Origin of the sequence: Imperialibacter sp. EC-SDR9 (genome assembly GCF_902498805.1) — a bacterium.
Classification (GTDB): Bacteria; Bacteroidota; Bacteroidia; order Cytophagales; family Cyclobacteriaceae; genus Imperialibacter.
Genome location: NZ_LR701578.1, coordinates 1 through 21,979, shown reverse-complemented (window position 1 = coordinate 21,979; position 21,979 = coordinate 1). Strand labels below are relative to the sequence as shown.

Below are 21,979 nucleotides of genomic sequence, written 5' to 3'. Positions count from 1 at the left end.
TTAAACTCTTGGGCATTGATGTGTATTCAAGACCAGCCTTTTCAACTATTGGTTGTACTACATCAGCGCTTCTGATATCATGGCAACGATGCCACCAATAATGATGGTCAAATTTTTCTTCCACCCATGATGGTGTTTGGGGCTGCTTTCAAAGAAGATGGTGGTGGAAATATGAAGGAAGTTGCCGCTCACAATCGCAAACAAGGCTATCGACCCAGACTCGGAAAGTAAAAGCTGATCTTTGAGAATATTGCTGACAATCAAACCCAATGGAGATGCAAAGGCAAACAGAACTAGTAACAATATGGCCTTTTTGCTTTTACCCATGAAGTAGCCCAGGACCGACATAAGGGCAAAAGCGGCAGGTATTTTGTGCAAAAGAATGCCAACCAGCAAGGTCCAGGGCTCGTGTTCTCCATGTATTACTCCCGGGTGAGCCAGGACAGTTCCTTCCAAAAAGGCATGTACGCAAAGAGCGACCGTAATAGAATAGGGAGCTAATCCCGATTGGTTTTCCGGTGAGTGATCGTGGCTATGGCCATGCTCGACTCCAGTGGTGAAAAACTCCAGAAAGTGTTGCATGAGAAAGCCCGCCAGCACCAGCATGCCAATATGTTTGCCATCCGTGGATGACTGCATAATTTCAGGCAGAATGTGTATGATGGTGATGGAAAAGAGGTACGAACCTGCGAAGACCAATGCAAGCTTATAGCTGGCGCCTGCAGGTTTTGAAAAGTACTGGGAGGCAAGCCCGCCGGCCAGTGTTAAAACGAACAGAGAGATAATACTAATAACCATCGTGAGCAGGTAAGCTAAAAATGAAGGACTTATGGGTTTCCGTTAGACACATTTGCCAGCAAAAATTTTGTCAGGTATCGTTACTAAATACCGAAAGTACGCAAAAGGTTCAATGCCCTAAAATTTTCCGTTATAGGTAGTTGCTACTGAGATGCGGAATTGCTTGCTTCAGGAAACAGCAGGTAGTGTACATTTGCCTTAATGCCGGAAGTCACAATTGTATGGATGTCGCCATCGGCGCCGCTATAGATGAGTATAGCGTCCAACTCTTTGTGCGCTTCAAAAAGCGTGACTGCCTTCTCCACTCCCATTACCATACAGGCGGTTGCCAGGGCGTCTGCTGTCATACAATCCCTGGCAAAAACTGATGCACTTAGTAAGGAGTGCTGAACAGGCCTGCCGCTCACCGGGTCAATGGTGTGAGCGTATTTTTTTCCATCCACTTCATAGAAGTTTCGATAGTTACCCGAAGTTGCCATCGCCCTGTTGTCGAGGCTCACCGTCGCCGCAATATTTTCATTGGTAATGTCAAGCTTCGGGTTGTCCACGCCAATGAGCCAGGCCTCACCGTTTTCATTTTTGCCATGGCAAGTCACTTCACCACCTATTTCCACCATATAATCGCTGACGGACCTGGAGGCCAGAAAATTTCCGACAAGGTCAACTGCATACCCTTTAGCAACGGCGCTGAAGTCGAGGTACATGCCCGAAACTTCCTTCACGGCATAGGTGGGAGTGAATCGTATCATATCAAACCCAACAAAGTTGAGCAGGGAATCTACTTTTGCCGTGTCGGCGGAAGGTTGCTTCTTAGGGCCAAAACCCCAGGCATTTACCAGTGGCCCAACTGTTGGGTCAAAAGCTCCGTTCGTCATTTCATAAACCAATTTGCTGGTTTCGAGCACAGGAAACATCAGTGGTGAGTCAAAAGCAAGTGAGTCGGCCTTGTTGAATCTCGATATTTCTGAATCTGACACATAAGTAGAAAGAGATTGATTGAATGCCCGCAGCAAAGAATCTACCTGGTTCTGATACGACACCCCATCAGAGGAAATGTATTTCACATGGTAGGGTATGGGCCCCATGGTTGTTCCCTGAAGCATCATTACCTGTGTTGGCGAGCTGTTTCTCCTCACAAACACAACGATAAATAGAGCGATAACAAATAGTAGAGGTAGAACTCGCTTCCTGACAAAAGGATCCATTGACAATCAGTTTTTAGGCCCGCAAGTTACAGTTAAAAATTTTGATTGACTGAACAAAGGCCGGTGAACTATCCACTTAATAAGGCGATTCGTTAACTTAGCGCAAATCCTCAATTGAGTATGAGAGAAGACTACCTCCGTAGCGACGATGAACAAATGAGCTCCACCGAAAAGGAGATAGAGAAGGCATTACGTCCGTTGAACTTTGGTGATTTTACCGGGCAGGAGAAGGTGGTTGAAAATATCAAAATATTTGTCAGTGCCGCCAAGCAACGCAACGAGCCTCTGGATCATGTTTTGCTTCATGGCCCCCCGGGCCTGGGTAAGACCACCCTTTCACACATCATTGCCAACGAGCTCCAGTCGAATATAAAAATCACCTCCGGTCCGGTGCTTGATAAACCGGGCGACCTGGCGGGGCTTCTGACCAATCTGGAGCCTTACGATGTGCTCTTTATTGATGAGATTCACAGGCTCAACCCAGTGGTGGAGGAATATCTTTACTCTGCTATGGAGGATTATCGAATTGACATCATGCTCGATTCAGGGCCTAACGCCCGGAGTGTGCAAATTACCCTCAGCCCTTTTACGCTGATTGGCGCCACTACCCGATCCGGACTGCTCACCTCGCCACTGAGGGCCCGCTTTGGCATCAACGCAAGGCTCGAATACTACGACGCCAAGCTTTTGACACAGATCGTCAAACGTTCGTCTGACATATTGAATACACCTCTTGAGGACGACGCAGCCTACGAAATTGCCAGACGGAGCCGTGGTACCCCCCGGATTTCCAACAACCTGCTGCGCCGGACCAGAGACTTTGCGCAGATAAAGGGTACAGGCACTATCACCATGCCTATTGCGGAAATGGCGTTGAGGGCACTCGATGTCGATCAGAACGGGCTGGACGAGATGGACAACAGGATACTTTCCACTATCATTCATAAATTCAGCGGTGGCCCCGTTGGCCTCAGCACTATTGCTACCGCTTGCGGCGAAGAGGCCGAAACCATTGAGGAAGTGTACGAGCCTTTTCTGATCCAGGAAGGGTATATCAAAAGAACGGCGAGGGGACGAGAGGCCACGCCTATGGCTTACAAGCATTTAAAAGTACCCCTTCCCGGAAGATCAGGTACCCTGTTCGATGAATAAAAGCGGCGTTTAATATGCCCACTCACACAGTTTCAAAAAACACACAGATAATTAAAGCCATAGCCAGCGAGCTGGGTTTTTCCTTTTGTGGTATAGCAAAGGCTGAATTTCTAGCCGAAGAAGCACCAAAACTCGAGGAATGGCTAAATAGAGGCTACCAGGGAAAAATGAGTTACCTGGAGAATCATTTTGATATGCGGCTGGACCCGACGAAACTCGTTCCCGGTGCCAGAAGTGTGGTGTCGCTGGTCTACAATTATTACCCGAAGGCGAAGCACGAAAGCGAGAACAATTTCAAAATTGCCAAATATGCTTACGGCCAGGACTATCACCTGGTGGTGAAAGAAAAGCTCAAGGAATTCTTTTCATCCATACAAAAGCAGATCGGTGCGGTGGAAGGCAGGGTGTTTGTAGACTCCGCTCCCGTGCACGAACGTGCCTGGGCTGCCAAAAGTGGGCTTGGCTGGGTTGGCAAAAACAGCTTGCTGCTGAATAAGCAAATGGGCAGCTTTTTCTTTTTGGCAGAGCTCATCATCGACCTGGAGCTCGAAGCTGACGGCCCCATGAAGGACTATTGTGGTACCTGCACCGCCTGCCAGGATGCCTGCCCCACTAAGGCCATCCCTGAACCCTATGTTGTTGATGGGAGCAGGTGTATTTCTTACCTAACCATTGAGTTGAAGGAGAGCATACCGGATGAGTTTAGCGGGAAAATGGAAAACTGGGCTTTTGGGTGCGATATCTGCCAGGACGTTTGTCCATGGAACCGATTTTCGAAGCCCCATCGTGAGGCTGCCTTTAGTCCACAAGGTTGGGAGGGTTTTTCAAAAAGCGAGTGGGAGGAAATGACCGAAGAGACGTTCGGTAGGGTATTCAAGAAGTCGGCGGTGAAGCGAGCTAAGTTTGCAGGGCTAAAGAGAAATATACAATTTGCGGGAAAAAAGTAAGGGACAAATTCTTGTCCCTTCGGTGGTTAATGTTACAATTTGACTTTACTGAATTGTTTGTTTAGGATTAACTGATACATCTTTCCAAATTGCTCGTAGCACCAATCCCGGAAAACGAGTAGCTCATCCGGTACCAACGCCTTAATAGCTTTTTTCAATTCCTTTTCGAAAAGAAATTTGTCAAAGCTAACTTTGCTTAAGATTGTTTTAAAGTACTCTAACATGGGCATTCTTGTTCTTAACATAACATACAGTCGTTTTCAATCGTTTAGACTTTACGTCGGTTTTAAGTACGTCGAACTTAAAAAAATGTTGGGTAATTGGCAAAGATTTGTCCTACTTTTAATGAAATCTTAATCTGGAAATAGATTTAACATAAAATACAATTTTATGCGTTTGAAATCGTTTGCAAAGACCAGTTTTTTGATAGCTGCTGCGACGCTCTTGATATTGGAAAAATCCTATTCTCAGGAAATTTCTGTTGACCTGGGGCCTTCAGAAATGGCTCTCAATCAATATTTTACAATTACGGTTACTGTTCAAAATGACCGACTGAGAAGCTATGATGAATTTCCTGAAATTTCGGGATTTGTAAAAAGAGGCACGTCTTCTTCCACATCTACTAATTTCATTAATGGGAAAATGAGCTCTACCCAGAGTATTACTCAAAATTATGCCCCACAGAGGGAGGGCAGTTTCCGCCTTCAGCCGTTTACCATCACCGTTAACGGAGAAAAGTTCAAATCTGAGGGGCAAATCATCAAAGTGGGCCCCCCGGTTAACGCCAGAAGGCAGCAGGCAGATCCGTTCGGGGCTGACCCATTTGAAGACTTCTTCGGTCGGAAAAGCACACCAAATGAGTTTGTTGATATTAAGGACGAGGCTTTTTTGGCTCTCACTACCGACAAGGATGAGGTGTTTGTCGGAGAGGGTTTTACAACCACCCTTGCTTTTTATGTCGCCGAGGAGAACAAGGCGCCGCTTCAGTTTTATGAGCTTGGCAAGCAGCTGACCGACATCGTGAAGAAAGTAAAACCTGCCAACACCTGGGAGGAAAACTACAACATTGAAAATGTGCAGAAGGAGCCCGTAACTATCAATGGAAAGCGGTATTCGCAGTATAAACTTTATCAGGCTACCTACTACCCCCTCAACCTCGACGACATCAAATTTCCCTCTGTGGGTTTGGAGCTGATTAAATACAAGGTTGCAAAGAACCCAACATTTTTTGGACAGAATAGAATGGAGGACTATAAGACCTTTAGTTCCAAAGAAAAGGTGGTGGCTGTCAAAGACCTTCCGCCGCATCCGTTGAAGCAAACTGTGCCGGTGGGTAAATACAGGCTGCAAGAAGAGATCAGCAGTACAGAGTTGAACACTGGCGACAGTTTTAATTATTCATTTATAGTAGCCGGGGAAGGAAATATCTCTGCCATTAACAAGCCTCAGGTAGCACAAAGTAAGGCTTTCGACTTTTACGACCCCAACGTAAAGCAAAGTGTGAACAGAAATAACGGGAAGGTGAGAGGCACAAAGACTTTCAATTATTTTGGGATTCCCAATGAGCCAGGCGGGTACAAACTGTCGGACTACTTCCAAATGGTGTTCTTTAACCCCGAAGAGGCCAAATACGATACACTTAAATCGAGAGTGGAATTGGTGGTGAAAGGAGAGAGCCGTAGAAATGAATATATTTCATCCAGCGACCTCGGCTCTTTTTATGACAGAATTGGCCTGGAAGAAAATACCCTTGTAAAACTTTCAAGTGCCGGCTCATCACGTATTTTTGCCAACGTTTTTATTTTAATTATGTTAGCGCTTACCGCTGCATTGTACGTGAAAAGAAAATAGATGGGAAGCTCATTCGGGAAGCTCTTTAAAATATCCACCTTTGGTGAGTCGCATGGAAAAGGTATTGGCGCAGTGCTGGAAGGCTGCCCGGCCGGGCTCGAAATCAACGAAGACTTTATTCAGGCAGAACTAGACCGGAGAAAGCCTGGCCAGTCAAAAATCACTACTCAGCGCCAGGAGGGTGACAAGGTGGAACTCCTTTCAGGGATTTTTGAAGGGAAGGCAACCGGAACACCTATTGGTATGGTGATTTACAATGAAGATCAGCGCAGCAAAGACTATTCCCACATTGCTGAAAAATTTCGGCCATCCCACGCCGACTATACTTATCAGGTTAAATACGGTGTAAGAGACTACCGGGGTGGTGGGCGAAGCTCAGCAAGAGAAACTGCTGCCAGAGTGGCTTCCGGGTCAATAGCAAAAATGTTTCTGAAAACCCTCGGTATTGAGTGCTATGCGTATGTGTCGCAAGTAGGCGGTTTAAAGCTTGAAAAATCTTATCAGGAGCTGGACCTCGGAAAAATCGATGACAACATTGTGCGTTGCCCTGATGGGCCAATGGCCGAAAAGATGATCGACCTGATCGATGAAGTTAGAAAGAGCAGAGACACGATTGGGGGCATTGTGACCGGCGTGATAAAAGGTGTGCCTCCGGGGCTTGGTGAGCCAGTTTTTGAAAAGCTTCATGCGGAACTCGGCAAAGCCATGCTGAGCATCAATGCCGTGAAGGGATTTGAGTTTGGAAGCGGTTTCGAAGGAATTACTATGAGGGGGTCGGAACACAACGACGTTTTTTATAAGGATGGCGATACCGTTAAAACGAAAACAAATCACTCAGGTGGAATTCAGGGTGGTATTTCTAATGGAGAAGATATATATTTCAGGATAGCCTTTAAACCTGTAGCCACTATTATGACAGATCAGGAGAGCGTTGATTTGCATGGTGATGCCACTACAGTAACTGGAAAAGGCCGCCACGACCCCTGCGTAGTGCCAAGGGCAGTGCCAATTGTAGAGGCAATGTCAGCACTTGTTATAGCCGACTACTATTTGATCAACAAAACCGTTAAACTGTGACACGCCAAAAGAAAAAAATTCCCTTACACCTCTGGATAGTAATTGCAATGCTGGCCGGAGTGGTGTGGGGGATGATCGCTATTTTCGGCGGCCTTGGTGAATTTACAACAGACTGGGTGAAGCCATTCGGCACCATCTTCATCAAAATGCTGAAGCTGATAGCAGTTCCTCTGGTGCTGGTGTCCCTAATTGATGGCATTTCTAATCTGAGCGACCTCACCAAGCTCTCGAGAATAGGCGGAAAAACTATTGGCTTTTATTTATTCACAACGGTAGTTGCCATTACCATTGGGTTGCTATTGGTGAATACGATTCAACCTGGCAAGTTTCTTCCTGGCGACAAAAGGGAAGAGCTTCGTATGAAATACGCTTCAGATGCGAACCTGAAAATGACCAGTGCCAAGGGCGTGGAAGAGTCGGGGCCTCTTCAAATGCTTGAAGATATTGTGCCTGACAACTTTTTTAAGGCCGCAACTGACAATGGGGCTATGCTGCAAGTGATTTTCTTTGCATTCATGCTGGGCATCGCCATGGTGATGTCGCCGAAAGACAAACTTGAGCCGGTGAAGGGTTTTTTCGAGGGTATTAATATCACCCTGTTGAATGTTGTGCATATTATAATGAAGTATGCTCCAATCGGCGTTTTTGCGCTTATTGCAGGGCTGCTCGTTGATATCGCCGGAGATGACCCTTCAGGTGCTGTCGACTTGTTTAAAGCACTGGGGGTTTACGCCCTCACAGTTCTTGGAGGACTGGGCACTATGATTTTTCTTATATACCCGCTCTTTATTAGAATTTTCACAAAAATAAAGTACGTACAATTCATCAAGGGTATTTTTCCGGCTCAGATGTTGGCATTCACAACAAGCTCGAGTGCGGCTACTCTGCCTGTAACCATGGATTGTGTGGAGAAAAACCTTGGTGTGTCGGAAGAAGTCACAAGCTTTGTGCTTCCTCTTGGTGCCACCATCAACATGGACGGCACCAGCATTCACCAGGCAGTATCGGCCGTGTTTATTGCGCAGGCTTTTGGCCACGATCTTACGCTCGCTGACCAGCTAATTATCGTGCTCACCGCCACCTTGTCGTCTATTGGAGCGGCGGCTGTACCAAGTGCGGGGCTAATTATGCTGGTGATCGTGTTGGGCGCTATAGGTGTGGAGCCTGAAGGGCTAGCCTTGATAATTGCTATTGACAGGCCTCTCGATATGGTTCGCACCATTGTGAATGTTACCGGTGATGCCTCGGTAGCTGTGATAGTGGCTGCTTCAGAGGGCGACCTCGCCAGCGAATTTGACAAAGGCCTCCTCAATTCTGACACTGTCTCCTAAGTGAATATTTGTCGGTGACAGATTGTATCTTTGGTGCATTAAAACACAAAGCAGCGCTGCTGAACTTATTTGGCAGCAGGTTGTTCCTAAGTAAGCTAAAATTCTGAAACCAATGGAATCTACGATAAAGAAGTCTCAAAGGCTTGTTACTCTATACCTGGAGAACAATCCCAACCCCAATTCATTAAAATTTGTCGCCAACTTTATGTTGGTTGGTGAAGGAGAAAACTATGACTTCCCCGATGAGGCGAGCGCAGAGCATGCCCCACTGGCAAAAGAGCTTTTCAACTATGCCTTTGTAAAGAGGGTATTCTACATGAATAACTTTGTAACGATCACAAAGGACGAAAATGTTGAGTGGATAGATATTCAGGATCAGCTGAAAACCCATATCAGGGAATACCTGGAAGCTGAAAAACCTGTTTTGATAAAAGCAGACCCCCTTCAAAACGACATACTCGACAGCGACCCGGATGTGGTAAAAAACATCAAGAGCGTGTTGGAAGAATACATCAAGCCTGCAGTTGAGTCGGACGGCGGAGCCATTGTGTTCCAGGATTTTGAAGACGGTGTTGTAAAAGTAGCATTGCAGGGCTCTTGCAGTGGCTGTCCTTCCAGCATGGTGACATTGAAAGCAGGTATTGAGAACTTGCTCAAAAGAATGGTGCCTGAAGTGCAGTCAGTAGAGGCAGTCAGCCTTTAACAACAATGACATATTTGATTATTGGCCCCAAGGATGCTGTCCTTGGGTTTTTTTTGTTTTCACACAGTATAACCACCAATAAAAATACCTTTCTCGTTCTCCGTTTTTGTTAGTAAATCGCAGCACAAACCTAAATTTCAATCGATGAAAAGACATTTATCCATTTTATTCGCAGTTGCGCTGGTGGCGTTTGGCTGTGAACAAAAGCCGCCAGTGAACATGCTGGAGGAGATTAACAAAGAGACACTGACCAACTCAAAAGTGTACTCCACACTGGCAGATTGCATGGTTAAGGTAGGTCACAGGCTTACTGGATCCGAAAACGGAGCCAAGGCAGAGGAATACACTTATAACCTCTTCAAATCGTACGGCATTGATGTTGCATATGACCCCTTCGAGGTTGAGTCATGGAGCCGTGGAGAAGTAAAAACGCAGTTTAGCAGTGGATCTGATTGGGAAGAGGTAAGCTCCGTCAGCCTGGCCCACTCACCTGTAAGTGTAGACCTTGAAGGCGAAATTATTGACATGGGTAACGGGATAGAGGAAGACTATGAGGCTAATCCTGGGGCAGTGGAAGGCAAGATTGTATTTGTGTACATCAGTATTTTGCCTGAAACGGTAGACCCTTCTAAAAATCTGCATAGATCTGAAAAAACAAAACTGGCCATCGACAATGGTGCTGCCGGAATTATTTTCTTCAATCAGGTAGAAGGTGGGGTTTTATTGACCGGAACTGCCTCGGTTACAGGAAGCCTTATTCCAATTCCTGCGGTGTGCATTGGCTATGAGGATGGCCTTGCATTAAAAGACAAGCTGACTGCCGGAGCGGTGAAAGCCAAGCTTGAAATGACAAACTTCAGCGAAGTGATCAAAGCAAGAAATGTGGTAGCCACTATCCCTGGAACAGACAAGGCTAGCGAAGTTATTCTTACCGGCGGCCATCTCGACTCGTGGGATTTGGCAACGGGTGCTATCGACAACGGCATCGGTTCTTTCTCTGTTATCGACATAGCCCGAACCTTTAAGGCGCTGGACATCAAGCCACGCAGAACACTTAAGTTTGTGATGTGGATGGGGGAAGAAGAAGGACTGCTGGGTTCGAAACACTATGTTAATGCCCTCAAAGAATCAGGCGAAATTGAGAATCTGAAATATGTTTTCAATCTGGACGCTTCCTCTAATGCTGTTGGATTTAATGCTGGTGGCAGGTTGGAGGCCGAAAAGTTTTTTGTAGACGCAGGCGACAGGATAAAGGCAGTGGATAGCACATTCACTAATAAATTTGCGAACAGGGCTGGTCTTCATAGCGACCATCAGTCGTTTATGCTGGAAGGCGTCCCCTTCTTTGCACCGGTAAGTAACCTGGATCGTTCGGTGTACGACTGCTATCATGCCGACTGCGATGACATCGACCTTGTTAACGAAGAGCACCTGGTCAACAATGTTCGTTTTTCCAGCATGATGCTTTACGAGCTGGACAGGGCACAGGAGCTCCCAGCAGCTAAGCTGGATGACGAAAGCACCCGCAAGTTGCTGGAAGATCAGGGCTTGAAGCTTAAGCTGAGGATACAGGGCGACTGGAGATGGTCGGCTGACGATTGATAGTTAATCCACATAATTATAGAAAGGGGCAACGGCCCCTTTTTTATTTCTCTGGGGAGTAAGTGGTGTGTATCTTGCTGTAAGGCCAAATGTCACATAATGAGGGCGCTTTTTACATTAATTCTGTTTTTGATCACTTTTTGGGCCAAAGCTCAAACTTCTAATGACCTGTCAACGGGCGTTAGCCAACTAGTTCTTAATACGCTTACACGATCTTCTACCGACAACAATACTGTGGAGAGAGCCTGCATTGACGAAAAGCTTACAGGCCAATGCATACAGTACCATAACGACCAGTGGTTTTCCTATATCCCCGCTGATGAGAGTTCATTTTACGTCAACGTAAGGCATGAGCGTTGCAAGGATGATAGGGGTGTGCAGTTGGTTGTTTTCAAAGGTGAGCTTTGCAAAACGGAGACCTACGAGATTATCTCCTGCAACTCACCTGCCACCGCCGACGATTTTTATTTTAAAGTAAATAGCCCTGAGCCTAATGTCAGACATTTTATGATCATTGATGGGTATCTGGGGGATTTCTGCAATTTTACTATCGAGGTGTCGGACAAAGCTAATGGACTTCCGGTGCTGATCGAAGACCCTTTGGCGGAAGGAATATTGGAAGCTAATGAGAAGACAGTCGAGTTGCGCTGGGAATACCAGCCCGACACATCGGAGGTAAGCCATTTTTCCGTTATAAGAACAAGTAAGACTGACAATAAACGTTGGCAATTGCCATTGGCTTTCAATAGCCGTGGTGGCGTGGGGTTTGAATACCTGTTGAAAGACACGCTGACGGGATTTGGTAAGTATTCTTATGAAGTTTATCTCGTTGATGCCAATAATGAGCACCGGCTCTATCTTCATGAGGAGGCAGTACTAACAGAGGCGACGCCAGCAAGGGAGAACACGACAGCTTTTTTCCCATTTGCCGTGAGGAAGGGTACCAACCTGCAGGTAACTATTACGGACGCAGTTACCAAGCGAACGCTTTCCAACAAATTTGTGAAGGACTTTAAACTTGAAGGGATTCAGTACGATTTTCGGGAACTGATCGATAGAGGACATCATTTTTTCGAGGTCAGGATTTATGATTATAAAACCAAACGAACAGAGGTATTCAGCAAACGATTCTAGTTTAGTTGAAGGCAGGCTGCATGGCACTATTGCATGTGCTTAACCTCTTCCAGCTTCCAGTCGATCACTAAGCCGCCACCTATGCCTCGGGCTACCTTTTTACCATACAGATATTCCACCAAATACATGGCAGGGTCGTATGATTTGGCGCCGCCTGAGGAAGTAATGGCTTTTCCGTCGTGAACGAAACTGTATCCCTCCTGAACATTGAGGTGAGGGAACATTTTTTTGAACTTCCCGATATCGGAAGGGAAGGTTGTGCATTTCAAATTGTCGAGAAGGCCGGCCTGGGCGAGTATGAAGGCTCCATCGCATAACGACATAATAAATTTGGCCTTTGCGCCCTTATCTTTCACAAATTCGATCAGAACCGAATCCTGCAAGTCGGTGTCCATGTTGTGCTCAGCACTGGGCACCACCAGTACATCAATGGACGGAGTATCGTCAAAACTAAAATCAGGTATGATTTTGATTCCTTCAAATGTTTTGATGGGCTCATGGGTGGGAGACACGATGAATGTTTTCATGCCTGGAGAGGTGTGAAATACAGTATGCTGAAATACGTCAAAAGGAGCCATCAACTCAGAATTGTAGACGCCATTGATGGCGAGGAAGCCAACATTCAGTGTGTCAGTTGGCAGGTGAGAAGAATCAAACGGGGAGTCAGCCACTGCTGATTCCCCGTTTTGTTGACATGCTTGCAAAGAAAATAGGAGTGCGGTTCCCAGGACAACAGCAGCATGTATCCTCCAACTATCCATAATGTGCTTACTTCAAAGAAAGCTTGCCCAGATTTCTGAACAGGATAACCGTACCGGCGGCGGCTATGCCCAAAAGACCGAATCCAAGACCGATGTTTCCGTAGATAAAGCTTCCAATACCAAACAGCGAACAGTAGATGCTTACACAACCTACAAATACCATCATTACTTGCAAGGGCATTTGCCAGTTTGCGCCTTTGGAAGCATCCAGCACAATGCCTTCGCTCATGGCTTCATCAACGACTTTTTTCCAGCCAGGCCCGCCAGGTTGGGTTCTCAGGTAAAAGCTTCTTAGTGTCTCTTTATCTTCAGGCTTGGTGAGCAGAGTAGTAGAAATCCAGGCAGCACTAACGCCAAATAGAGATATTAAAAGGCGGGTTGAGAAAACGTCCAGATAGGCGTTGTCAAGTGCTTCAGGACTTATCACCAGCACCAGCAGAAAGGCCAGAACAGTAGCTACTACCATGGCAACAATCTCAGTAAGTGCGTTGATTCTCCACCAAAACCACCTGAGGATGTAAATGGCACCTGTGCCGGCTCCGGAGAGAAGCAGGATATCAAATGCCTGCGTAGCATTCTTAAGGATAGTAAGCGAGAAGGTTGCAGCGAAAATCATTAACCCGACGGTAGTGAAACGGGCGATAGACACCTGCTGTTTTTCAGTGGCGTCTGGCTTTACGAAGCGTTTGTAAAAATCGTTGACCACGTAGGATGAGCCCCAGTTGAGGTGTGTTCCGATGGTGGACATGTAGGCAGCAATAATTGAAGCAACAACAAGTCCCTTCCAGCCAGTGCCTAAAAGTGTTAGCATAGCAGGATACGCTATGTCGTGACCCAGATAGTTGTCACTAATACCGGGGAATTCAGCTTTTATTGAAGCCAGGTCAGGGAAGATAACCAGTGAGGCTAGCGCCACCAGGATCCAGGGCCAAGGGCGGAGCGCATAGTGTGCAAAATTGAAAAGTAGTGTAGCCCCGATGGCATTCTTTTCATCTTTAGCTGACAACATTCGTTGGGCAATATAACCTCCACCGCCCGGTTCTGCGCCAGGGTACCAAACTGACCACCACTGCACTGCGATGGGGATAATAAGTAATGGCAAGAACTGCTTTGGATCGTCAAAACTTGGGAAAATATCCAGTTTTGGCATCACATTCGGGTGAGCCAGCAGCTTGGTCAGGCCACCCACTCTCTCATCGCTAACTGCAACCACGGCAGCTATTACTGCACCAAGCATAGCAATTGAATACTGAAAGAAGTCTGCCCAAATCACTCCCTTTATTCCACCAATTGTCGCATAAATAACAACCCCTATTGAGGCACCCACCACAATGTAAACTGGGTTTTCGATACCAAGCATGATCTGCCCAATTTTGATAGCGGCCAGCGTAACTGTTCCCATGATCAGGCAGTTGAAGAAAATGCCAAGATACAGGGACCTGAATCCCCGCAGGAAGGAAGCATATTTTCCGCTGTACCTCAACTCGTAGAACTCCAGGTCGGTCATTACGTTGGAGCGTCTCCAGAGTCTGGCATAGATGAAGACCGTCACCATACCAGTGATGAGAAACGCCCACCAGGCCCAGTTTTTTGCCACACCGTTTTCACGCACCATTCCTGTTACCAGGTTGGGGGTGTCTGCCGAAAAAGTACAGGCCACCATGGAAATACCGAGCAACCACCAGGGCATTCCTCTACCGCCCAGAAAGTATTCAGAGGTGCTTTTCCCGGCGGTGAGCGAGGCAACCCATCCAATTCCTACTACAATAGCAAAAAAAACCGCTATTATTACCCAGTCGAGTGTGCTTAAGACCATTTTGGAGTATAGTTTTTGTTTCGAACCCGTAAAATATAAAATTTGCATGCCGAAACAGACCCCATTAAAAAAAGAATTACAGATAATATGACGCAATCAACAAGTTTGGTAATACTGGCCGCCGGAATAGGAAGTCGATACGGTGGAATAAAGCAGGCCGACTCTTTTGGGCCCTCTGGTGAGTGGCTGATGGACTATGGGATTTATGACTCAATTCAAGCAGGGTTTACCAAGGTGGTTATTATCACCCGTAAAGATTTGCGGGATGTTTTGTACGAGCACCTGAACAAGTGGTGGGGTGACAAGATTGAGATTGAGTTCGTATTTCAGACACCTCCTGCGCAACACCCTGACAGGGTGAAGCCGTGGGGAACTGGCCAAGCTGTGCTGTCAACAAAAGACGTGGTTAAGGAGCCGTTCGCTATTATCAATGCCGACGATTTTTACGGAAGAAAAGCCTACCTGGCAATGGGCAAGTTTCTCCAGTCCGTTGACCCAAAGGCGCTCCATTTTAGCATGGTAGGCTATCCGCTGGTGGAGACGCTCTCAGATGCCGGATCGGTTGCGAGAGGGATATGCAATGTGGACGCCGACGGCAAGTTGATATCTGTGGTAGAGAAAACCAAAATACTTCAGTCAGGTGCTAATATTGTCAATGAAGAAAATGAAGCCAACCCGGAAATTTTGGATCCTAAGGGCTTCGTTTCAATGAATTTTTGGGGCTTCACACCTGCTTTGTTTCCTGAGCTTGTCGGCATTTGGGACGAGTTCTATGCTGCAAATAAAAATGAGCTAAAGGCAGAATTTTATATCCCCTCTGCAGTTACAAACCTGATGCAGAAGAAAAACGCCATTGTCGACGTTCTACCTGACGGCAATGATTGGATGGGTGTAACCTACAGCCAGGAGAAAGATATGGTCATGCAAAAACTGCATCAGCTAGTTAGCAGTGGAGAGTATCCTTCCGGGCTCAGTTGAAAAAGACATAGATGAGTAGCATCAGAAGAAAAGGTATTCCATACATCAGGAGTACCTTTTTTCTGTTTTGGCGGGGCATCCACCATAGCACCCACCAGGGACGGTAAAGGCCTGCTAGTATTAGCATAAAAAAAATGACCATTGTTGCCTGGAGTAGCTTCATAATCCCAGAAACAAAAAATCCGGCCAACTGGCCGGATTTACTTTTATTTATCAGCTCTGTTAAAGAGAGCGTTTTACTTCACGTTGTTCAAAGCCTTCAATGATATCCCCTTCTTCGAGATTATTGAAGTTTTTGATGCTTATACCGCACTCATAGCCTTGTTTTACTTCAGCTACGTCGTCTTTGAATCTGCGGAGCTGTTGTATTTCGCCGGTGTAAACCACAATACCGTCACGTATTATTCTGATCTGATTGTTTCTCTTAATGAAACCATCGGTCACCATACAACCTGCCACTGTACCAACTTTCGAGATCTTAAACACCTCACGAATCTCCACGTTACCAGTAATAACCTCCTGGAACTCCGGCGCAAGCATGCCTTCCATGGCATCTTTGATTTCGTTGATAGCGTCGTAGATGATCGAGTAAAGTCTGATCTCGATTTCTTCCTGCTCAGCCAAACGGCGTGCACTTGAAGAAGGCCTCACCTGGAAACCAACGATGATCGCATCGGAAGCAGAGGCTAGCAAAACGTCTGATTCTGAAATCTGGCCCACAGCTTTATGTATGATGTTGACTTGAACTTCCGGCGTTGAAAGCTTAAGCAATGAGTCGGCAAGTGCCTCAATAGAACCGTCAACATCACCTTTCACAATCACGTTAAGTTCTCTAAATGAGCCAATGGCCAAACGTCGCCCAATTTCATCAAGCGTAATATGCTTCTTGGTTCGCAGGTTCTGCTCACGTTGAATTTGCTGACGCTTGTAGGCAATGTCACGTGCCTCACGGTCACTTTCCATTACGTTCAGCTTTTCACCAGCTTGAGGAGCTCCATCAAGACCAAGCAAAAGCACCGGCGTTGAAGGCCCGGCTTGTTTCAGCCTGGTGCCTCTGTGGTCAAACATCGCTTTCACTTTACCGAAGTGAGAGCCAGCCAATACCACATCACCAATATTCAGGGTTCCGTTTTGTACCATCACGGTGGCTACGTAACCTCTGCCTTTGTCAAGAGAAGCTTCGATAACGCTTCCTACGGCTTTTTTAGAAGCCTTCGCTTTCAGTTCAAGGATTTCAGCTTCCAAAAGTACTTTTTCAAGCAGGTCGTCGATGCCCTGGCCTGTTTTCGCTGAAATCTCCTGGCATTGGTATTTTCCACCCCAATCTTCCACAAGAATGTTGATTTGGGATAACTCCTCTTTGATCTTGTTTGGGTTGGCGTTTGCCTTGTCAACTTTGTTGATAGCAATTACTATCGGAACACCAGCTACTTTCGCATGGTTAATGGCTTCCTTGGTTTGAGGCATGACGTTGTCGTCTGCTGCCACCACAATGATTGCAATATCGGTAAGCGCCGCACCTCTGGCACGCATGGCAGTAAATGCTTCGTGACCTGGTGTGTCGAGGAAGGCAATTTTGTTGCCGCCCGTGGTTTCTACATCGTATGCACCGATGTGCTGCGTGATGCCACCAGCCTCGCCCGCTGTAACTTTGGTCTTCCTTATATAGTCGAGAAGCGAAGTTTTACCGTGGTCAACGTGGCCCATGATGGTAACAATAGGCGCTCTGGGCTCATCGTCCTCAATATCATCCTCAGTATTAATAGCTTCTGACTCTTCTTCTGACGTTGAGAATTCAATATCAAAACCGAATTCGTCCGCAATTACGGTAATCGTTTCTGCATCGAGACGCTGATTAATAGAAACGAAGATTCCCATGCTTAAACAAGCAGAAATTACGTCGTTAACAGAAACCCCCATTAATGAGGCAAGGTCATTGGCAGAAATAAACTCAGTCACCTTAAGGGTCTTCGAATCCTCCTGCTGCTGGAGCATCTTCTCTTCTTCCGCCTCAGCTTTGGCCGATCTCTTATCTCTCCTGTATTTTGACCTGTTGGCTCCTTGCCCGGGCTTACTACCCTTGCTCAACCTGGCGAGAGTAGCTTTTATTTTATCCTGAATCTCCTTGTCGGAGACCTCTTCTTTTTTCTCGAATCGTCCTTTGCCGGGTGTGCTGGCAGGCCTGTCGCCTTCTGGTTTTTTGAACCTCGGAGCATCGCCACTGTCCTTCCCTTCAACAACTATGCGTTTGCGTGGACGTTTCTTTTTCTTCTTGTCTCTGTCGTCAGAGCTGGCAACTGGTTGCTTTTTCTTTGCCTCTGGCAGTTCTATTTTCCCAAGAACAGTCAGACCCTTGAGAGCGTCAGCCTTAGCCTCAATTACCCGATCCTCTTTTTTGATAATTGGTTCGGGCTTGGCCAGCATCGGCGGCTCCTCGGCTACTTTTTCAGTAGCCTCTTTGGGTTCTTCTTTTGGAGCCTTGGGCTCTTCAGCGACTTCGGCGGGAGGTTCAGGTGTTTCTACTTTGGCCACCACTTTAGGGGCCTCTTCTACTACCTTCTTTTCCTCTTTAGGAGGCTCAGGAGTAGGAGCTTTGGGAGCATCTTCCGCTTCTTTTTTAGAAGCCTTTTTGGGCTCAAGATCTATTTTGCCTACAACTTTAATTCCCTGAAGTTTCGGGGTTTGAGTTTTTGGCTCCTCCACCTCTTCAGCAGCTTCTTCCTTAGGCTGCTCTTTGCTGGAAAGGTTCTTTATTAAGATTTCTTCTTCTTCATCAGACGATCCGCTCTCCTGTGGAGAGTTCGTATTGATAACCACATTGTCAGAATGCTTCTTACCAATAGTAATGCCGGAAGCTTCTTCTTTCTCGTGGGCAGAAGTAGCAAATTCTCTTGCCAAAAGATCGTACTGCTCCTGAGTGAGCTTGGCATTCGGGCTGCTATCGATTGAAAAGCCCTTCTTCTCCAGAGCCTGAATGACAGTATTTGTACCAACATTCAACTTTCTGGCGACCTGGCTTAGTCTCCACATTCTGTCTTCACTCATACGCAAATATGACTCTTTAAAGCGTGTTATTAAAATTATTATTCAAATTCCTGACGTAGGATAGAGAGCACATCCTGTACTGTTTCCTCCTCCAAATCGGTCCTTCGGATGAGTTCTTCCTTTGTCAAATTAAGAACGCTACGGGCAGTGTCGAGGCCGATTTTCTTGAGCTCGTCAATTACCCAGCCTTCAATTTCATCTGAGAATTCATCCAGTGATACGTCCTCTACTTCATGACCTTCAAGCTCACGGAACACATCGATTTCAAGATCCACCAAACGGCTGGCCAGTTTGATATTCTGTCCACCTTTTCCGATCGCCAACGACACCTGGTCAGGCTTGAGGTACACAGACACTCTTCCATTTTCAGGCTCCACTTTCATGCTGGATATTTTTGCGGGACTCAACGCCCTTGATATATACAGCTCAGTGTTTTCAGTAAAGTTGATAACATCTATATTTTCATTTTCAAGCTCTCTCACGATACTGTGAATCCTTGAGCCTTTCATGCCTACGCAGGCACCAACCGGGTCAATCCTGTCGTCGTAAGATTCTACAGCCACCTTGGCTCTTTCTCCAGGCTCACGAACTACCTTTTTAATGGTGATCAAGCCATCATAAACCTCTGGCACTTCGCTTTCAAAAAGCCTTTCAAGGAAAACGGTCGAGGTTCTGGAAAGAATAATCTTTGGGTTTCCATTGACCATTTCCACTCTATGAACAATCGCACGTACATTTTCCCCCTTCTTAAAGCGATCCTTAGGAATCTGCTCAAATTTTGGCAGGATCAACTCATTCCCCTCAGCATCAACCAATAGTATCTCTCTCCCAAGCACCTGGTAAACTTCACCAAGGATGATCTCGCCCACGAGTTCCTTATACTTCTGGAAAAGGATGTCCTTCTCAAGGTCTTTGATTTTCTGAATAAGCGTTTGGCGGGCCATTTGTACCGCTCTTCTACCAAAGTCTTCAAGCTTAACTTCTTCTGCTACCTCTTCTCCAATCTCAAAGTCAGGCTCTATTTTTCTTGCTTCTGTAAGGCTTACTTTATCGTGATCCCAAATGTCTTCCGAGTTATCGTCTACGATTTCTCTGAACCGCCAAATCTCAAGGTCTCCTTTGTCCGCATTGATAATGATGTCAAAGTTCTCATCAGTTTCAAATCTCTTCCTGATCATAGTCCTGAATACATCCTCCAGGATACGGATCATTGTTGGGCGGTCAATGTTTTTTCTCTTTGCAAAATCCGCAAAGGATTCTATAAGAAATACGCTATCCATAGTAAACTGCCTAAAAGGTGACTAAAACTTTTGTATGATGAATGTCCTGAAATAGTATTGTGCTCATTTCGGTGACTTTTTTATTTTTTACTTCTATTTGAATCTCCTGCTCACTCACAGCTATCAACTTGCCCTTTTCCTCTTTTCCGTCAGCTTTAAATACCTTCACCGACCTGCCTATGTTCTTATAGTACTGCCTCAACAACTTCAGGGGCTGATCAATGCCTGCAGAAGACACCTCTAGCTGATACGCATCTTTGATCAAGTCTTCTTCATCTAGTTTGGCAGCTAACTTTCGGCTAATCTTCGCACACTGCTCGATGGTGATTCCACTGTCCCCATCCAGAAACACTCTCAGCTTTTGAGCGTTCTTTGGGCCGGTTAGTGACACTTCAACCACAAACAGGTCACTGTCTATTATTTCGTCAAGCCAACCTTTTATAATCGATTCCTCAGCCATACCAAACCAAACTATATAAAGAAAGGGGACGCTCGTCCCCTTTTTCTTAATCCAGCCGCAAATTTATATTAATTTTTCTTGTTAACAAAGGGCCCCTCTCAAACTTCTCCCAAACAAAGTGTTCTTGTGATCGTTTGAAAGCAAATATGTTGACCGGAGGACTCCTTAAATAAAGAATGTTGCCTTCTGCTTACAATTGTTAAATTTGCCGCATGATCCCGAAACTAAGATTATTCAATTCTTTAACTAAGCAAAAGGAAGAGTTTGTGCCCATCAATCCGCCCTATGTGGGTATGTATGTCTGCGGGCCTACGGTTTACAATGATGTGCATTTGGGTAATGTCCGTACGTTTATCAGTTTCGACATTATTTACAGATACCTTTTGCATCTGGGATACAAGGTTCGCTACGTCAGAAATATTACAGATGTAGGGCACTTGACGGGCGATACTGACGACGGAGAAGATAAAATCGGAAAAAGAGCAAAGCTCATGAACCTGGAACCGATGGAGGTGGTGCAGAAATACACCAATGGGTTCCACCAGGTGATGGATATTTTCAACGCTTTGCCTCCCAGCATAGAACCGACGGCAACTGGCCATATTCTCGAACAAATAGAGATGATTAAGACCATTATAGATCATGGATATGCTTACGAGTCTAAAGGGTCTGTTTATTTTGATATCGGCAAGTTCAATGAGAAATATCAATATGGTAAACTGTCAGGTAGGGTTGTAGATGATTTGATGGCTAACACCCGGGAGCTGGATGGACAGGACGAGAAGAGAAACCCGCTGGATTTTGCTATCTGGAAGAACGCCTCTAGCGAACATATCATGCGGTGGAATTCTCCCTGGGGAATTGGTTTCCCTGGCTGGCACCTCGAGTGCTCTGTGATGAGCACGAAGTACCTTGGAGAGTCGTTTGATATACATGGCGGCGGTATGGATCTGAAGTTTCCCCACCATGAATGTGAAATAGCGCAGTCTGTTGGTGCCTCCGGGAAAGAGCCGGTAAAATATTGGCTGCATACGAACATGCTGACTGTGAATGGCCAGAAGATGAGTAAGTCGCTGGGTAATTCTTTTCTGCCTTCAGAGCTGATTACTGGCACACACGAATTGCTCGACAGGCCATACAGCCCGATGACGGTGCGTTTCTTTATGCTGCAAAGCCACTATGCCAGCACGCTTGATTTTTCCAACGAAGCTTTATCTGCTGCCAACAAAGGCTACAAGAAGCTAATGAACGGACTGAAGCTGATTAAAGAAATGAGTTTTGTTCCGGAGGAAGGAGTGGCCCAGAATCAGCAGGCTGTTGACCAAATCAATGGCTTGGCAGATAATTGCTACAGGGCAATGAACGACGACTTCAATACTGCGCTTACTATTGGGCACCTGTTCAATCTTTTGAAAAAGATCAACTCGCTGCAAACAGGCGGACTTAAGTATGGGGAAATCGGACAAGAGGGCTTTGATAAGCTAAAATCTACTTATCTTTCTTTTGTTGAAGAAATTCTTGGGCTAAAAGAAGAACTTATTGTAGAGCCTAAAAACCTCATAGGTATTTTGCTTACGCTTTATAAAGAAGCAAAAGAGGCAAAAAACTATGATAAGGTAGATGAAATAAGAAGCCTGCTAAAGAATGAGGGCATCACCTTAAAAGACATGAAACAAGGAATTGATTGGGCTTACGAAGAATAAGCCCAATCACTTGAGTTTGGCTATTTTCGGCAATAAAAAAGTGCGGCCTGGGTTCTTTCAGGTCTAATTCTACGGCTTTGCATCATAGCCTGAAGATTAACGAAGTGGGTAAAATTGATATTTAGGCTTTGAGCAT

Annotated in this window: 17 protein-coding genes; 10 read left to right on the top strand and 7 right to left on the bottom strand. The window is 45.9% G+C overall.

Going from position 1 to position 21,979, the window contains the following annotated elements:
* Positions 1-57: 57 nt before the first annotated feature.
* The gene (locus GC130_RS07070; RefSeq protein WP_151997584.1) at positions 58-798 is read right to left on the bottom strand and encodes a ZIP family metal transporter; all 741 of its coding nucleotides are present in this window, start codon (positions 796-798) and stop codon (positions 58-60) included.
* 143 nt (positions 799-941) lie between these two features.
* Positions 942-2,003, bottom strand: coding sequence for an FAD:protein FMN transferase (locus GC130_RS07065; RefSeq protein ID WP_151997583.1), 1,062 nt, complete (start codon positions 2,001-2,003; stop codon positions 942-944).
* Between the two features lie 120 nt (positions 2,004-2,123).
* Here GC130_RS07065 and ruvB point away from each other — a divergent pair, with 120 nt between their 5' ends.
* The 8 genes from ruvB to GC130_RS07020 all read left to right on the top strand — a co-directional run bounded on the left by ruvB (position 2,124) and on the right by GC130_RS07020 (position 11,800).
* Positions 2,124-3,155 carry a Holliday junction branch migration DNA helicase RuvB gene (gene ruvB, locus GC130_RS07060; protein ID WP_151997582.1) on the top strand — a complete coding sequence of 344 codons (1,032 nt, stop codon included), beginning with the start codon at positions 2,124-2,126 and terminating at the stop codon, positions 3,153-3,155.
* 14 nt (positions 3,156-3,169) lie between these two features.
* The gene (gene queG / locus GC130_RS07055; RefSeq protein ID WP_151997581.1) at positions 3,170-4,102 is read left to right on the top strand and encodes a tRNA epoxyqueuosine(34) reductase QueG; all 933 of its coding nucleotides are present in this window, start codon (positions 3,170-3,172) and stop codon (positions 4,100-4,102) included.
* Positions 4,103-4,492: 390 nt separating this feature from the next.
* Positions 4,493-5,953 (top strand): BatD family protein, encoded by a 1,461-nt coding sequence (locus GC130_RS07045; protein WP_151997580.1) that lies wholly within the window; start codon positions 4,493-4,495, stop codon positions 5,951-5,953.
* Positions 5,954-7,030: a chorismate synthase gene (gene aroC, locus GC130_RS07040; RefSeq protein ID WP_151997579.1), complete on the top strand. Its 1,077-nt coding sequence runs from the start codon at positions 5,954-5,956 to the stop codon at positions 7,028-7,030.
* Complete coding sequence (locus tag GC130_RS07035) at positions 7,027-8,361, top strand: dicarboxylate/amino acid:cation symporter (RefSeq protein ID WP_226940395.1); 1,335 nt, start codon at positions 7,027-7,029, stop codon at positions 8,359-8,361. The genes aroC and GC130_RS07035 overlap by 4 nt, the downstream gene beginning before the upstream one ends.
* 112 nt (positions 8,362-8,473) lie before the next feature.
* The gene (locus GC130_RS07030) at positions 8,474-9,064 is read left to right on the top strand and encodes a NifU family protein (protein ID WP_151997578.1); all 591 of its coding nucleotides are present in this window, start codon (positions 8,474-8,476) and stop codon (positions 9,062-9,064) included.
* Between the two features lie 144 nt (positions 9,065-9,208).
* On the top strand, positions 9,209-10,666 hold the full coding sequence (locus tag GC130_RS07025) for a M28 family peptidase (RefSeq protein WP_151997577.1): 1,458 nt from the start codon (positions 9,209-9,211) through the stop codon (positions 10,664-10,666).
* A gap of 99 nt (positions 10,667-10,765) precedes the next feature.
* Positions 10,766-11,800 (top strand): hypothetical protein, encoded by a 1,035-nt coding sequence (locus GC130_RS07020; protein WP_151997576.1) that lies wholly within the window; start codon positions 10,766-10,768, stop codon positions 11,798-11,800.
* Positions 11,801-11,826: 26 nt separating this feature from the next.
* Here the strand turns inward: GC130_RS07020 and GC130_RS07015 are convergent, their stop codons facing one another.
* Both GC130_RS07015 and GC130_RS07010 read right to left on the bottom strand, forming a co-directional pair.
* On the bottom strand, positions 11,827-12,471 hold the full coding sequence (locus tag GC130_RS07015; RefSeq protein ID WP_201568549.1) for a DJ-1/PfpI family protein: 645 nt from the start codon (positions 12,469-12,471) through the stop codon (positions 11,827-11,829).
* A gap of 97 nt (positions 12,472-12,568) precedes the next feature.
* A complete protein-coding gene (locus GC130_RS07010; protein ID WP_151997574.1) occupies positions 12,569-14,377 on the bottom strand; it encodes a sodium:solute symporter family protein in 1,809 nt (602 codons plus the stop codon).
* 87 nt (positions 14,378-14,464) lie between these two features.
* Between GC130_RS07010 and GC130_RS07005 the strand changes: the two genes are divergently transcribed.
* Positions 14,465-15,355, top strand: coding sequence for a sugar phosphate nucleotidyltransferase (locus tag GC130_RS07005; RefSeq protein WP_151997573.1), 891 nt, complete (start codon positions 14,465-14,467; stop codon positions 15,353-15,355).
* A gap of 222 nt (positions 15,356-15,577) precedes the next feature.
* Here the strand turns inward: GC130_RS07005 and infB are convergent, their stop codons facing one another.
* Genes infB through rimP form a run of 3 tightly spaced genes read right to left on the bottom strand, consistent with a single transcriptional unit; the run spans position 15,578 to position 20,140 of the window.
* Entirely contained in the window at positions 15,578-18,400 is a 2,823-nt protein-coding gene (gene infB, locus GC130_RS07000) for a translation initiation factor IF-2 (protein WP_151997572.1), read from the bottom strand.
* A gap of 38 nt (positions 18,401-18,438) precedes the next feature.
* A complete protein-coding gene (gene nusA, locus GC130_RS06995) occupies positions 18,439-19,680 on the bottom strand; it encodes a transcription termination factor NusA (protein WP_151997571.1) in 1,242 nt (413 codons plus the stop codon).
* A gap of 10 nt (positions 19,681-19,690) precedes the next feature.
* Positions 19,691-20,140 carry a ribosome maturation factor RimP gene (gene rimP, locus GC130_RS06990; RefSeq protein ID WP_151997570.1) on the bottom strand — a complete coding sequence of 150 codons (450 nt, stop codon included), beginning with the start codon at positions 20,138-20,140 and terminating at the stop codon, positions 19,691-19,693.
* A gap of 212 nt (positions 20,141-20,352) precedes the next feature.
* Here rimP and cysS point away from each other — a divergent pair, with 212 nt between their 5' ends.
* Entirely contained in the window at positions 20,353-21,843 is a 1,491-nt protein-coding gene (gene cysS / locus GC130_RS06985; RefSeq protein WP_151997569.1) for a cysteine--tRNA ligase, read from the top strand.
* Positions 21,844-21,979 lie beyond the last annotated feature (136 nt).

What these genes read in the sequence shown, in the direction of transcription:
- GC130_RS07020 (WP_151997576.1), top strand. Translation starts at nt 10,766, where the DNA reads ATGAGGGCGCTTTTTACATTAATTCTGTTTTTGATCACTTTTTGGGCC.
- GC130_RS07070 (WP_151997584.1), bottom strand. Translation starts at nt 798, where the DNA reads ATGGTTATTAGTATTATCTCTCTGTTCGTTTTAACACTGGCCGGCGGG.
- infB (WP_151997572.1), bottom strand. Translation starts at nt 18,400, where the DNA reads ATGAGTGAAGACAGAATGTGGAGACTAAGCCAGGTCGCCAGAAAGTTG.
- GC130_RS07030 (WP_151997578.1), top strand. Translation starts at nt 8,474, where the DNA reads ATGGAATCTACGATAAAGAAGTCTCAAAGGCTTGTTACTCTATACCTG.
- GC130_RS07010 (WP_151997574.1), bottom strand. Translation starts at nt 14,377, where the DNA reads ATGGTCTTAAGCACACTCGACTGGGTAATAATAGCGGTTTTTTTTGCT.
- aroC (WP_151997579.1), top strand. Translation starts at nt 5,954, where the DNA reads ATGGGAAGCTCATTCGGGAAGCTCTTTAAAATATCCACCTTTGGTGAG.
- ruvB (WP_151997582.1), top strand. Translation starts at nt 2,124, where the DNA reads ATGAGAGAAGACTACCTCCGTAGCGACGATGAACAAATGAGCTCCACC.
- rimP (WP_151997570.1), bottom strand. Translation starts at nt 20,140, where the DNA reads ATGGCTGAGGAATCGATTATAAAAGGTTGGCTTGACGAAATAATAGAC.
- queG (WP_151997581.1), top strand. Translation starts at nt 3,170, where the DNA reads ATGCCCACTCACACAGTTTCAAAAAACACACAGATAATTAAAGCCATA.
- GC130_RS07025 (WP_151997577.1), top strand. Translation starts at nt 9,209, where the DNA reads ATGAAAAGACATTTATCCATTTTATTCGCAGTTGCGCTGGTGGCGTTT.
- nusA (WP_151997571.1), bottom strand. Translation starts at nt 19,680, where the DNA reads ATGGATAGCGTATTTCTTATAGAATCCTTTGCGGATTTTGCAAAGAGA.
- GC130_RS07045 (WP_151997580.1), top strand. Translation starts at nt 4,493, where the DNA reads ATGCGTTTGAAATCGTTTGCAAAGACCAGTTTTTTGATAGCTGCTGCG.
- cysS (WP_151997569.1), top strand. Translation starts at nt 20,353, where the DNA reads ATGATCCCGAAACTAAGATTATTCAATTCTTTAACTAAGCAAAAGGAA.
- GC130_RS07005 (WP_151997573.1), top strand. Translation starts at nt 14,465, where the DNA reads ATGACGCAATCAACAAGTTTGGTAATACTGGCCGCCGGAATAGGAAGT.
- GC130_RS07065 (WP_151997583.1), bottom strand. Translation starts at nt 2,003, where the DNA reads ATGGATCCTTTTGTCAGGAAGCGAGTTCTACCTCTACTATTTGTTATC.